14 protein-coding genes are annotated in these 11556 nt (G+C 57.5%); 11 read left to right on the top strand and 3 right to left on the bottom strand.

Annotated features, from left to right (window positions below; all coding sequences use genetic code 11):
* The 3 genes from sucD to mdh form a co-directional block, all read right to left on the bottom strand.
* Positions 1-888 carry a succinate--CoA ligase subunit alpha gene (gene sucD / locus ACN0TS_RS14810; RefSeq protein ID WP_417260143.1) on the bottom strand — a complete coding sequence of 296 codons (888 nt, stop codon included), beginning with the start codon at positions 886-888 and terminating at the stop codon, positions 1-3.
* A gap of 5 nt (positions 889-893) precedes the next feature.
* Entirely contained in the window at positions 894-2087 is a 1194-nt protein-coding gene (gene sucC / locus ACN0TS_RS14805) for an ADP-forming succinate--CoA ligase subunit beta (protein ID WP_417260142.1), read from the bottom strand.
* A gap of 285 nt (positions 2088-2372) precedes the next feature.
* Positions 2373-3335: a malate dehydrogenase gene (gene mdh / locus ACN0TS_RS14800; RefSeq protein WP_417260141.1), complete on the bottom strand. Its 963-nt coding sequence runs from the start codon at positions 3333-3335 to the stop codon at positions 2373-2375.
* Positions 3336-3511: 176 nt separating this feature from the next.
* Here mdh and ACN0TS_RS14795 point away from each other — a divergent pair, with 176 nt between their 5' ends.
* The 11 genes from ACN0TS_RS14795 (at position 3512) to ACN0TS_RS14745 (ending at position 11447) form a co-directional block, all read left to right on the top strand.
* Positions 3512-4264, top strand: coding sequence for a sulfite exporter TauE/SafE family protein (locus ACN0TS_RS14795; RefSeq protein ID WP_417260140.1), 753 nt, complete (start codon positions 3512-3514; stop codon positions 4262-4264).
* 126 nt (positions 4265-4390) lie between these two features.
* A complete protein-coding gene (locus tag ACN0TS_RS14790; protein ID WP_417260139.1) occupies positions 4391-5239 on the top strand; it encodes an HpcH/HpaI aldolase/citrate lyase family protein in 849 nt (282 codons plus the stop codon).
* Positions 5240-5266: 27 nt separating this feature from the next.
* Positions 5267-5821, top strand: a complete 555-nt coding sequence (locus tag ACN0TS_RS14785) for an NnrU family protein (RefSeq protein WP_417260138.1) — start codon at positions 5267-5269, stop codon at positions 5819-5821.
* 1 nt (position 5822) lies between these two features.
* Positions 5823-6026 (top strand): DUF1737 domain-containing protein, encoded by a 204-nt coding sequence (locus tag ACN0TS_RS14780; protein WP_417260137.1) that lies wholly within the window; start codon positions 5823-5825, stop codon positions 6024-6026.
* A gap of 69 nt (positions 6027-6095) precedes the next feature.
* The gene (locus ACN0TS_RS14775; protein ID WP_417260136.1) at positions 6096-7127 is read left to right on the top strand and encodes a MaoC family dehydratase; all 1032 of its coding nucleotides are present in this window, start codon (positions 6096-6098) and stop codon (positions 7125-7127) included.
* Positions 7128-7202: 75 nt separating this feature from the next.
* Entirely contained in the window at positions 7203-7613 is a 411-nt protein-coding gene (locus ACN0TS_RS14770; protein ID WP_417260135.1) for a hypothetical protein, read from the top strand.
* A 277-nt stretch (positions 7614-7890) separates the two neighbouring features.
* Entirely contained in the window at positions 7891-8280 is a 390-nt protein-coding gene (gene sdhC, locus ACN0TS_RS14765) for a succinate dehydrogenase, cytochrome b556 subunit (protein WP_417260134.1), read from the top strand.
* A 10-nt stretch (positions 8281-8290) separates the two neighbouring features.
* Complete coding sequence (sdhD, locus tag ACN0TS_RS14760) at positions 8291-8662, top strand: succinate dehydrogenase, hydrophobic membrane anchor protein (RefSeq protein ID WP_417260133.1); 372 nt, start codon at positions 8291-8293, stop codon at positions 8660-8662.
* A 12-nt stretch (positions 8663-8674) separates the two neighbouring features.
* Positions 8675-10483, top strand: coding sequence for a succinate dehydrogenase flavoprotein subunit (gene sdhA, locus ACN0TS_RS14755; protein ID WP_417260132.1), 1809 nt, complete (start codon positions 8675-8677; stop codon positions 10481-10483).
* Positions 10483-11106 carry a hypothetical protein gene (locus ACN0TS_RS14750; RefSeq protein WP_417260131.1) on the top strand — a complete coding sequence of 208 codons (624 nt, stop codon included), beginning with the start codon at positions 10483-10485 and terminating at the stop codon, positions 11104-11106. Before sdhA ends, ACN0TS_RS14750 begins: the two co-directional genes overlap by 1 nt.
* 2 nt (positions 11107-11108) lie before the next feature.
* Positions 11109-11447 (top strand): succinate dehydrogenase, encoded by a 339-nt coding sequence (locus tag ACN0TS_RS14745; protein ID WP_417260130.1) that lies wholly within the window; start codon positions 11109-11111, stop codon positions 11445-11447.
* The last annotated feature ends 109 nt before the right edge of the window (positions 11448-11556 follow it).

The following is an 11556-nucleotide window of genomic DNA, read 5'->3' as shown; positions in this document are numbered from 1 at the left end:
TTAGCCGTTCTTGATGGCTTCCATCACGGCTTCGCCAAGGGTCGCAGGGCTGTCGGCCACAACGATGCCAGCGGATTTCATCGCTTCGATCTTGCTCTCTGCGTCGCCTTTACCACCCGCGACGATCGCGCCAGCGTGGCCCATGCGACGGCCGGGAGGGGCGGTGCGACCTGCGATGAAACCAGCGGTTGGTTTCCAGCGGCCTTTCTTGCGTTGCTCGGCGAGGAATTCAGCGGCTTCCTCTTCGGCAGAGCCACCGATTTCACCGATCATGATGATGGACTGTGTTTCAGGGTCATCAAGGAACATGTCGAGCACGTCGATATGCTCGGTGCCTTTGATCGGGTCGCCGCCGATGCCCACAGCGGTGGACTGGCCGAGGCCGAGGTCAGACGTCTGTTTCACAGCTTCATAGGTCAGTGTGCCGGAGCGGGAGACAACACCCACGGAGCCACGGTTGTGGATGTGGCCGGGCATGATGCCGATTTTGCAGGCGTCAGGCGTGATGACACCGGGGCAGTTCGGGCCGATGAGGCGCGATTTGCTGTCCATGAGAGCGCGTTTCACTTTCATCATGTCGAGCACGGGGATGCCCTCGGTGATGCAGATGATGAGTTCGATTTCAGCGTCGATGGCCTCAAGGATGGAGTCGGCAGCGAAGGGCGGAGGCACGTAGATCACGGAGGCGTTGGCCTCGGTGACGTGTTTCGCCTCATGCACGGAGTTGAACACAGGCAGGTCAAGGTGGGTCGAGCCGCCTTTGCCAGGTGTCACGCCGCCCACCATTTTGGTGCCATATGCAATGGCTTGTTCGGAGTGGAAGGTGCCCTGCGAGCCAGTGAAGCCCTGACAGATGACCTTGGTGTTTTCGTCTACGAGAATTGCCATGTCTGTTAGCCCTTCACTGCTTTAACGATTTTCTGGGCGCCGTCTTTGAGGTCGTCGGCTGCGATCACGTCAACGTCGGAGTTGTTGATGATCTCTTTGCCAAGCTCCACGTTGGTGCCTTCGAGGCGGACGACGAGCGGAACTTTGAGGCCCACTTCTTTCACGGCAGCGATCACACCCTCTGCGATCACATCGCAGCGCATGATGCCGCCGAAGATGTTCACGAGGATGCCTTTGACGTTCGGATCGGAGGTGATGATCTTGAACGCTTCGGTCACTTTCTCTTTGGTGGCACCGCCGCCTACGTCGAGGAAGTTGGCAGGCTCTGCGCCGTAGAGTTTGATGATGTCCATTGTGGCCATCGCCAGACCTGCACCGTTCACCATACACCCGATCTCGCCATCAAGCGCGATGTAGTTGAGGTCGTGCTGGGATGCGGCCAGTTCTTTGGGGTCTTCTTCGGTTTCGTCACGAAGACCAACAATGTCGGGGTGACGATACAAAGCGTTGCCGTCAAAGCCTGCTTTACAGTCGAGGCATTTCACGTCGCCTTCAGGGGTCACGATCAGCGGGTTGATCTCGAGCATCTCCATGTCTTTGTCGACGAAGAGGCGGTACAGGTTGGCGATCAACTGCGCGCATTGTTTGACCTGCTTGCCCTCAAGGCCGAGCGCGAAGGCAACACGGCGACCGTGGAAGCCTTGATAGCCCGTTGCGGGGTCAATGGAGAAGGACAGGATTTTCTCGGGTGTGTTCGCGGCCACTTCCTCGATGTCCATGCCGCCCTCGGTGGAGGCCACGATGGAGATGCGCGAAGATTGACGATCCACGAGAAGAGCGAGGTAAAGCTCGCGTGCGATGTCGGAGCCGTCTTCGATGTAGATGCGGTTGACCTGTTTGCCTGCCGGGCCGGTCTGGTGCGTCACAAGCGTGTGGCCGAGCATGGCGTTGGCTTCTTGGGCTGCTTCTTCCACGGATTTGGCGAGGCGGACACCGCCTTTTTCACCGGCATTGGCTTCTTTAAAAGAGCCTTTGCCGCGGCCACCTGCGTGGATCTGCGCTTTGACAACCCACAGCGGGCCGTCAAGCTCCCCTGCGGCCGCTTTCGCGTCATTTGCATTCAAAACAACGCGTCCGTCGGAGACGGGGGCGCCATATTCCTTGAGGAGGCTCTTGGCCTGATACTCGTGGATATTCATAAAACTGTCCTATCCTTTTTCGGTTACCCAAGGACATGACACACACGAAGACTCTTAAGAAACGGTTTTTTGCCGTGTTAGCGGTAAAATCGCGATGTTTCGACATTTTGTGATCACAGGCGTAAAAAGTGTGATCACAAAATGGGCAGTGGGGCAATTCGAACGAATCAAATGGGCCCGTGCTGTCCGTTTGGGGGAAGCTTGTTGCCCGTTCCTGCTCACGAAAAAGGCCCGCGCGGGATGCGCAGGCCTTTTCCAATTGCTGTGTCGAGACCTGTGGGCCGATTAGCCCAGATTGGCGTCGATGGCTTTACAGGCTTCAACGAGGCCTTTGACTGCGTCGACCGATTTGTCGAACATGGCTTGCTCGTCTTTGGACAGTTTGATGTCGACAACTTTTTCGATGCCGTTTGCGCCGATGATGGTGGGCACGCCGACGTAGAAGCCGTCAAGGCCAAGCTCACCGTCGCAGTAAGCTGCACAGGGCAGGAGGCGACGTTGGTCTTTGAGGTAGGCTTCGGCCATCTCGATTGCGGAGGTGGCAGGGGCGTAGAAGGCGGAGCCGGTTTTCAGCAGGCCAACGATTTCGGCGCCGCCGTCACGGGTGCGCTGAATGATCGCGTCGAGTTTTTCCTGAGTGGTCCAACCCATTTCCACCAGATCGGGGAGCGGGATGCCGCCAACTGTGGAGTAACGTGTGGAGGGCACCATGGTGTCGCCGTGACCGCCGAGAACGAAGGCTGTGACGTCTTTCATGGAGACGTTGAATTCCACCGAGAGGAAGTGACGGAAGCGGGCGGAGTCGAGAACGCCTGCCATGCCGACCACTTTGTTGGTGGGCAGACCGGAATACTGTTGCAGCGCCCAGACCATTGCGTCGAGCGGGTTGGTGATGCAGATCACGAAGGCGTTTGGAGCATGTTCTTTGATGCCTTCGCCAACGGATTTCATAACCTTGAGGTTGATGCCGAGCAGGTCGTCGCGCGACATGCCGGGTTTGCGGGGGACACCTGCAGTGACGATGCAGACATCTGCGCCTGCGATGTCAGCGTAGTCGGTGGTGCCTTTGAGCGTGGCATCGAAGCCTTCGGAGGGACCGGACTCTGCGATGTCGAGGGCCTTCCCCTGTGGGGTGCCTTCTGCGATGTCGAACAGGACGACGTCGCCGAGTTCTTTGATTGCTGCGAGGTGGGCGAGCGTGCCGCCGATTTGACCTGCGCCGATAAGGGCAATCTTTGGTCTGGCCATTTTCATAACTCCAGTTTGTTGGTCGAAATCACGATGAAATCGGGCGCATGGGTAGCCCGTTCCCTGCATCCGTGCAAGCCCGCTGCGCCGCAGAACACATGCGATTATTATAGCGTTAGCGATAACGAGTCCTTATTCATTAGGGATAGTTGTCTCTGAACACATTGGATTTCCTCATGCTTTTCGACGCATATTTTTTTGCCTTCGCTATTCCCGCCGTTATTTTCGCAGGGATGTCGAAGGGGGGATTTGGCTCGGCGGCGGCTTTTGCGGCCACGCCGTTTTTGGCATTGATTCTCACGCCGGGTCAGGCGGTAGGGCTGATGTTGCCGCTGTTGATGATCATGGATGTGACGGCCATTCGGGTGTTCTGGCGCAAGTGGGATTGGGCCGTGGCGCAACGGTTGATCATCGGTGCCGTTCCGGGGATTGTGCTTGGTGGTGTGCTTTACGGGATCGCCTCGCCCGATGTGTTCCGCTTTCTGATCGGGGTCGTGGCGGTCGGGTTCGTGGCCTACCAAGGCGCGAAAGCCAAAGGGTGGTTGCCGCAGCCGAAGGTTAAGATGGGCACGAAGGGCGGTTTGTTCTGGGGCATGGTGACGGGGTTCACCTCGTTCATCAGCCACGCGGGCGGGCCACCTGCCGCCGTGTATATGCTCAGTCACAAGATGGACAAGACCACCTACCAAGCCACTTCGGTAATCGTGTTCTGGGCGGTGAATCTGCTGAAATTCATTCCCTATTTTTACCTCGGAATTTTTAGCGCGGACACGTTCAAAGCGGATGCGATGCTATTTCCCTTTGCCATCCTTGGCGTTTTGGTCGGGGCGTATCTGCACCATAAAATGTCGGACAAGCTGTTCTTTGCGCTCGCCTATATTTTCCTTGTGATTACAGGTGTGAAGCTGATTTTTGACGCGCTGACGTAAAGACGTTCCGGACGGTAATCGGGTGGATTTTCTGCATTGCGGCAAATTTACCCTTGCATAATGGTGCGCACTTGTGGCCTCTTGCGCAACAATATTGCTCACCGAAAGAATCCCGAGGAAGTCTCCATGTCGCAGGCCCGCCCATACCGTTCCGCTCTCTATATCCCTGGCTCGAAAGAACGCGCTTTGGAAAAAGCCAAGGGACTCGCCTGTGATGCGATCCTGTTCGACCTTGAGGACGCGGTGGCGCCTGAGGAAAAGGTCAACGCGCGCGCCTTGCTCGTCGAGACGTTGAAGGCGGGCGGTTATGGCAATCGAGCCAAGATCGTCCGTGTGAACGGGTTTGACACCCAATGGGGCCGCGATGATGTGGCCGCGTTTGTGGGCGCGGATATCGACGGCATCCTGCTGCCGAAGGTGGAGAGCGCGGCGATGGTCGAAGAGCTAGCGCAGGCCATTCCCGAGGTGCCGCTCTGGGCGATGATGGAAACACCACTTGGCATGATCAACGCCGCCGAGATTGCCGCCCATCCGCGCATGGCGGGCTTCGTGATGGGGACCAATGATCTGGCCAAAGAGCTCAATACGCGTTTTCGCGCTGACCGCCTGCCGATGATGGGCGGGCTGCACCTGTGTCTGATCGCCGCGCGGGCCTACGGGTTGGTGGCGCTCGACGGGGTTTACAATGCCTTCAAGGATGATGAGGGGTTGCAGGCGGAATGCGAGCAGGGGCGTGACATGGGGTTTGACGGCAAAACGCTGATCCACCCTGCGCAGCTTGAGATTGCCAATGCCGCCTTTGCGCCCTCCGAGGCCGAAGTGGACCTTGCCCGCCGTCAGATCGTCGCCTTTGAGGAGGCCGAGGCGAAGGGCGAAGGTGTGGCAGTTGTGGATGGTAAAATCGTGGAAAACCTGCATATCGTGACGGCTCGGGCAACACTTGCCAAATACCAAGCCATTCAATCCGTGGGGTAGTCGCCGCACGAAGTCAGGGAGAATACTATGAGCCTTCTCGTTATCGGGGTGCTGCTATGGAGCGGCGTCCACCTTTTCAAGCGTCTCGCACCTGCCATGCGGGCCAAAATGGGAGCCAAGGGGCGCGGGCCGATTGCGCTGGTTCTGATGGCCTCTGTGGTGTTGATGGTTGTGGGCTATCGCTCTGCCGATTCATACGACCTCTATGCCGCCCCCGAGTTCTTTCGCCACATCAATAACCTGTTGATGCTCTTGTCCGTGGGGCTGTTCGGGTTGGGCAACTCCAAGAGCCGCCTGCGCTCCAAGATGCGCCATCCGATGCTGACGGGCGTGGTGGTCTGGTCTGTGGCGCATATGTTGGTCAATAACGATACGGCCAGTATCATCCTGTTCGGCGGTCTGTTGATCTGGGCGCTGTTGGAAATGGCGCTGATCAACAATCAGGACAAGGATTACCAGCCCTATGAAGGGGGATCGAAAGCGGGCGATGTCCGTTTGGTGATCATCACTTTGGTGGTCTATCTCGTCATTGGTGGCCTGCACATGTGGATCGGCCCGTCACCGTTTCCAATGGGGGGCTGAGATGCGGGCCTATCGTTTACTCACAGAGAATGACACATCCGCCTTTTGTCACAAGGTGACAGAGGCGTTGAGCAAGGGGTGGGAGCTGTATGGCTCCCCCGCCTACGCCTATGACGAAAGCACGGGGCAGATGCGCTGTGCGCAGGCGGTCATAAAGGAGACGGAGGGGGAATATTCTCCCGACGTGAAATTGGGTCAGCTTTAGGCCCCCTGATCGGGCGGAATGCGCAGGCCCACGCGGTATCCGCCCGACAGCCATGGAAAGAGTAGAGAGATGAAGACCAATTCAGGACGATTTTTCGAAGACTACGCCATCGGTCAGGTGATCGAGCATGCGGTGCCGCGCACGGTGTCGGGGGGCGAGCGCGCACTCTATCATGCGCTCTATCCCGCCCGTCACGCGCTCTATTCCTCCGACGTGTTTGCGGCGGCCTGTGGCCTTGAGAAATCGCCTCTGGATGATTTGATCGCTTTTCACGTGGTGTTTGGAAAAACCGTTCCTGATGTGTCGCTGAATGCCGTGGCAAACCTTGGCTATGCCGAGGGGCGGTGGTTGTGTCCCGTATTCGAGGGCGACACGCTGCGTTCGGTGTCCGAGGTGATCGGGCTCAAGCAGAACTCCAACGGCAAGTCGGGGGTGGTCTGGGTGCGCACCACGGGGTTCAATCAGCGCGATGAGGCCGTGCTTGAATATGTGCGCTGGGTGATGGTGCGCAAACGCGACTTTGATGCGCCCGCACCCGAGACGGTGATCCCCGATCTGGCCGATGTGATAGATCCAACGGATCTGGTGATCCCTGAGGGGCTGGATTTCTCGGAATACAATTTCACCCTCGCAGGCGAGCCGCATCGCTTTGGCGATTATGAGGTGGGTGAAAAGATCGACCATGTGGATGGTGTGACGATTGAGGAAGCCGAACATATGGTGGCGACGCGTCTGTGGCAAAACACGGCCAAGGTGCATTTCGACGCGACCAACCGCGAGGATGGCAAGCGCCTGATCTATGGTGGTCACGTGATCTCCATGGCGCGGGCATTGTCGTTTAACGGTTTGGCCAATGCGCAGATGATCGTGGGGCTGAACGGCGGCGCGCATGCCAACCCGTGCTTTGCGGGCGACACGGTGCGGGCCTATTCCGAAGTGTTGGATAAGGCGGAGACATCTGCGCCCGGTGTCGGTGCTGTGCGCCTTCGTCTAGTGGCGTATAAACACGGTGCGCCCGAGTTTGCGCTCAAAACGGACGCGGGCAAATACCACCCCGATGTCCTGCTTGATCTCGACTACTGGGCGTTGATGCCGATCTAACTGCATTCATAGCAACACAATATTAGTCATATTGCGCGACACATCTCTTTGAAGACGTGTTGCGTGGAGGCTCGTGTGAAGCAGTTTAAAGTCGACGAATTGATGGAATGGACCCCGCCGATGCCAGATCGGTATCGGGAGGGGTATCTGTTGGGCGCGTATCCCGAGGAGCGCCTGCGTAAGGTGATGTGGAAATATCTGATGCGTGAGTCGAATATGCGACGGGCTTGGGTGCGCATTAACGCGCACCCGTCCAAGTGGATTGAGATTGCGCGGGAGTTTTGCCGTATCGCGCGCAAAACCGTGGTGATCGGGTTCAACCCGCCTGCGGTGTCGAAATTTGAAGAGGACTTTGACGCCGCACGGGCGGCGTGGCTCGACTTTCAGAGGTTCGATGAAATGGGGTTTCGGGTGGATTTCTTTGAGGTCGGGAATACGCGTCGCGGAGTGCATCCCACGGCATGCAAACTCGTAGCGATTAACTAGATTTCGGGTGGGACGTCGGGGCGCGCGTGGCGGATAGGTACGCGTAAACCTGACGATTCCACACGGTCTTTCCACATCTTTCCTTATGATTTCAAACGCAACGCCGTTTTCGGTATTTTGTGATCACAGCAGATTATTTGTGATCACACAAGCCGATTTTCATTGCTTATGCGTCAATTTTCGCAAGATGTTAGCGCACTCAGGTGGTGACTTGGCGTGTAAAACGCGCAATAGATGGTCCAACCTATGACCGCATCAATCGTGAAAGGACAGTGCCATGGCTGATGCTAAAGGCGACAATCGCCCGCTATCGCCCTTTATGTTCGGACAGTACTATCGACTTCAAATGACGGCGCTCTCGTCGATCATGGTCAGGATTACGGGCAATGCCCTTATCCTCGCCGCGATGTTGATCGTCTGGTGGCTTTTGGCCGCAGCAACCTCGTCGTCCTATTTTGAGGTCGTGGACGGGTTGATCACCTGCTGGCTTGGCGATCTGATTATGATCCTCTCGGTATGGGCGCTTTGGTATCACCTGCTTGGTGGTCTGCGGCACTTGATCTGGGATTTCGGCTACTGCCTTGAAGTCGCGATTTCCGAGAAAATGGGATACGGCATGTTTATCGGTGCCACGATCCTCACCATCTTCACCGCCATCGTGGTTTAAGGAGGCATCAATGTCGTTTATTACCGACCGTAAAAGAGCAGAAGGCTTGGGTGCCGGCGGACATGGCGCAGAGCATCACTGGTTCATGATCGTTTCCTCCATCGGCCTTTTGATCCTCGTGCCGTTGTTTATTTTCACCTTTGGCTCCGTGCTTGGCGGAACCTATGAGGAAGCGGTCGCCTATTACTCGCGTCCTTTCCCCTCGATTGTTGCGGGTCTGACGCTTGTTGTCGGCTTTGTGCATTTCATGCGCGGCGCACAGGTGTTGCTTGAGGACTACGTGGGTGGGCTCAAGCGCAAGCTCTCCATCATTGCGGTGAATATGTTCTCCTATGCGTTGATGGCCACAGGCCTGTTCGCGCTCGTCAAACTCGCGCTGTAAGGAATAAAATCAATGGCAGCTGCATACGAATACGAAACACATGAATATGACGTGGTTGTGGTTGGTGCGGGCGGCTCCGGCCTTCGCGCGACGCTCGGGATGGCCGAACAGGGGTTGCGCACTGCCTGTGTGACCAAAGTGTTCCCGACCCGCTCCCACACTGTTGCCGCACAGGGGGGCATCGCCGCCTCGCTCGGCAACATGGGGCCAGATAGCTGGCAGTGGCACATGTTTGACACGGTCAAAGGCTCCGACTGGCTCGGTGACACGGACGCGATGGAATACCTCGCTCGCGAAGCGCCCAAGGCGGTGTACGAGCTTGAGCATTACGGCGTGCCGTTCTCGCGCACCGAAGAGGGCAAGATTTACCAACGTCCTTTCGGCGGCCACACCACCGAATTTGGCGAAGGCCCACCCGTGCAGCGCACCTGTGCCGCCGCTGACCGCACAGGTCACGCGATCCTGCACACGCTTTACGGTCAGTCTCTCAAAGAGAAAGCCGAATTCTACGTCGAGTATTTCGCTATCGACCTGATCATGTCCGAAGATGGCGTGTGTCAGGGTGTTGTCTGCTGGAAACTCGATGACGGCACTATGCACGTCTTTAAGGCCAAGATGGTCGTTCTGGCCACGGGTGGCTATGGCCGTGCGTTCTTCTCCGCCACGTCTGCGCACACCTGCACGGGTGATGGCGGCGGCATGGTGGCCCGTGCGGGTCTGGCGCTTCAGGATATGGAGTTTGTTCAGTTCCACCCAACGGGTATCTACGGGTCCGGCTGTCTGATCACCGAGGGCGCACGCGGGGAGGGTGGTTATCTCACCAACTCCGAGGGCGAACGTTTCATGGAGCGCTATGCGCCGACCTATAAAGACCTCGCCCCCCGTGACTACGTGTCCCGCTCGATGACGATGGAAATCCGCGAAGGCCGCGGTGTGGGCGAAGAGGGGGATCACATCCACCTTAACCTATCGCACCTGCCTGCCGAAGCACTGGCCGAACGTCTCCCCGGCATTTCCGAGTCCGCGAAGATTTTCGCCGGCGTTGATGTGACCAAGGAGCCGATCCCTGTGCTGCCAACTGTGCACTATAACATGGGCGGTATTCCAACGAACTATCACGGCGAAGTTCTCAACCCGACTGACAAAGATCCGTTGGCCGTTGTGCCGGGTCTGATGGCTGTGGGTGAGGCGGGCTGTGCCTCTGTTCACGGGGCGAACCGTTTGGGCTCCAACTCGTTGATCGACCTCGTGGTCTTTGGTCGCGCTGCTGCGATCCGCGCGGGCGAGATTATCAAAGCCGGTGAGCCGAACCCCGAGCCGAACCAAGCGTCCGTGGATGCGGCGTTTGATCGTTTTGATGGCTTGCGTCATGCAAACGGCAGCATTCCAACGGCGGAACTGCGCCTTGAGATGCAGAAAACCATGCAGTCCGACGCAGCGGTGTTCCGCACCGACAAGACCCTCAAAGAGGGTGTCGAGAAGATGACCAAAGTGGCCGAGAAAATGGGCGACCTCAAAGTGTCCGACCGCTCGCTCATCTGGAACTCTGACCTGATGGAAACACTTGAGCTGTCGAACTTGATGCCCAACGCCCTCGCCACAATCCACGGCGCGGAAGCCCGCAAAGAATCTCGCGGTGCTCACGCGCATGAGGATTACCCTGAGCGCGATGATAAGAAGTGGCGTGTCCACACCGTATCGCGTGTTGACGGCACCAAGGTCACTCTGTCTTACCGCGATGTGATCAAGAAGGGCCTGACCACCGAAAAAGAAGGTGGCATCAGTGCCAAGACGATCGCGCCTAAAGCGAGGACGTTCTGATGTTGCGTCTGGCCGTGTTGGTTGGTCTTGCGGGGCTCGGACTGTCGAGTTGCACGGTTGGTTCTGTTGTCCCTTTGCCGACAACAGCCGCGGCGTGCAAAGCGGAGTTTGATGCGTCGATGAGCCGAGCACGGTCAACGCAAACCTACGGTCAGACAAGCGGCGCATCCTTTGTGGGTGCTGCGATCGGGCGAGGTCTCGGGAAGGGCTTGATTGAAAGCCGTTATAAGACCTGTCTTGCACAGGCGTCTGGTGGCGGTGCTGCAACGCAGCCTCACGCGACCAAGACCACCTTGGTTGCCTCCCAAGATCCGGGAAGCGAGAAGGCCATGCAGGCCTGTGTCGCGGCTGCGGGTGTTGAGAACAGCTACGAGATGCTGCCCCCAGCGGCGGCAGGCGCAAGCTACACGGTCTTGGCCGGAGCGAATGTGAGCGAAAAGCTCGCGAGCGCGATCAATACCTGCATCGCCAAGGGTGCTCCCGTGAAAAAGGTCGAAGCGGTTTATCAAGACCGCGAAGATTACGTTCCCGAATTGTCGGGCGGTTATAGCGGTGACACTTCCTATGACTGTGGCTCCTCCGTCTTTGTCGGTGGGTCAGGCTATTGCATCAAAGGAAATTGAGTATGGCCCGTAATCTCGTTTTGAAAACCGCAGCGGCGGCTTTGCTGCTCACCGGATTATCCGGCTGCTTCGACGGGTCGTCGCTTGTCGAGGACACCACGCGCTCGACCGCTAAAACCGTTGTGAAAGCCGTGATCAACGACAAGTTTCCCGGCGTAGATGCCGATGTCTATGTCGATTGCATCATGGACAATGCGGAAATGGATCAACTGGTCACTTTGGCGAAAGCGGCGGTGACGGGCGTGGACGACGAAACGGTTCAGACCGTGACCGAGATCGCCAGCGAACCAGAGACACTCACATGTATCGCTCAGTCTAGTCTGAGCGGGCTTTTCGGGTAGGAGGGGACATGTACGCCTCCGCCACATATTCCACCGTAGGTTTGAGATCGATGCCAGACCACAGACAGCTACGAAACTCAACTTCCTGCCGGTCAGTCCGGCGACAAAC

Origin of the sequence: Celeribacter sp. (assembly GCF_048266405.1) — a bacterium.
Lineage (GTDB): Bacteria > Pseudomonadota > Alphaproteobacteria > Rhodobacterales > Rhodobacteraceae > Celeribacter.
The sequence above is the reverse complement of the archived record's forward strand: the minus strand, read 5'-3'. Positions and strand labels throughout refer to the sequence as shown.

Excerpts from the sequence above, each read along its gene's own strand:
- ACN0TS_RS14785 (WP_417260138.1), top strand. The coding sequence starts at position 5,267 with ATGAGCCTTCTCGTTATCGGGGTGCTGCTATGGAGCGGCGTCCACCTT.
- ACN0TS_RS14790 (WP_417260139.1), top strand. The coding sequence starts at position 4,391 with ATGTCGCAGGCCCGCCCATACCGTTCCGCTCTCTATATCCCTGGCTCG.
- ACN0TS_RS14780 (WP_417260137.1), top strand. The coding sequence starts at position 5,823 with ATGCGGGCCTATCGTTTACTCACAGAGAATGACACATCCGCCTTTTGT.
- sucC (WP_417260142.1), bottom strand. The coding sequence starts at position 2,087 with ATGAATATCCACGAGTATCAGGCCAAGAGCCTCCTCAAGGAATATGGC.
- sdhC (WP_417260134.1), top strand. The coding sequence starts at position 7,891 with ATGGCTGATGCTAAAGGCGACAATCGCCCGCTATCGCCCTTTATGTTC.
- mdh (WP_417260141.1), bottom strand. The coding sequence starts at position 3,335 with ATGGCCAGACCAAAGATTGCCCTTATCGGCGCAGGTCAAATCGGCGGC.
- sdhA (WP_417260132.1), top strand. The coding sequence starts at position 8,675 with ATGGCAGCTGCATACGAATACGAAACACATGAATATGACGTGGTTGTG.
- sucD (WP_417260143.1), bottom strand. The coding sequence starts at position 888 with ATGGCAATTCTCGTAGACGAAAACACCAAGGTCATCTGTCAGGGCTTC.
- ACN0TS_RS14795 (WP_417260140.1), top strand. The coding sequence starts at position 3,512 with ATGCTTTTCGACGCATATTTTTTTGCCTTCGCTATTCCCGCCGTTATT.
- ACN0TS_RS14750 (WP_417260131.1), top strand. The coding sequence starts at position 10,483 with ATGTTGCGTCTGGCCGTGTTGGTTGGTCTTGCGGGGCTCGGACTGTCG.
- sdhD (WP_417260133.1), top strand. The coding sequence starts at position 8,291 with ATGTCGTTTATTACCGACCGTAAAAGAGCAGAAGGCTTGGGTGCCGGC.
- ACN0TS_RS14775 (WP_417260136.1), top strand. The coding sequence starts at position 6,096 with ATGAAGACCAATTCAGGACGATTTTTCGAAGACTACGCCATCGGTCAG.
- ACN0TS_RS14745 (WP_417260130.1), top strand. The coding sequence starts at position 11,109 with ATGGCCCGTAATCTCGTTTTGAAAACCGCAGCGGCGGCTTTGCTGCTC.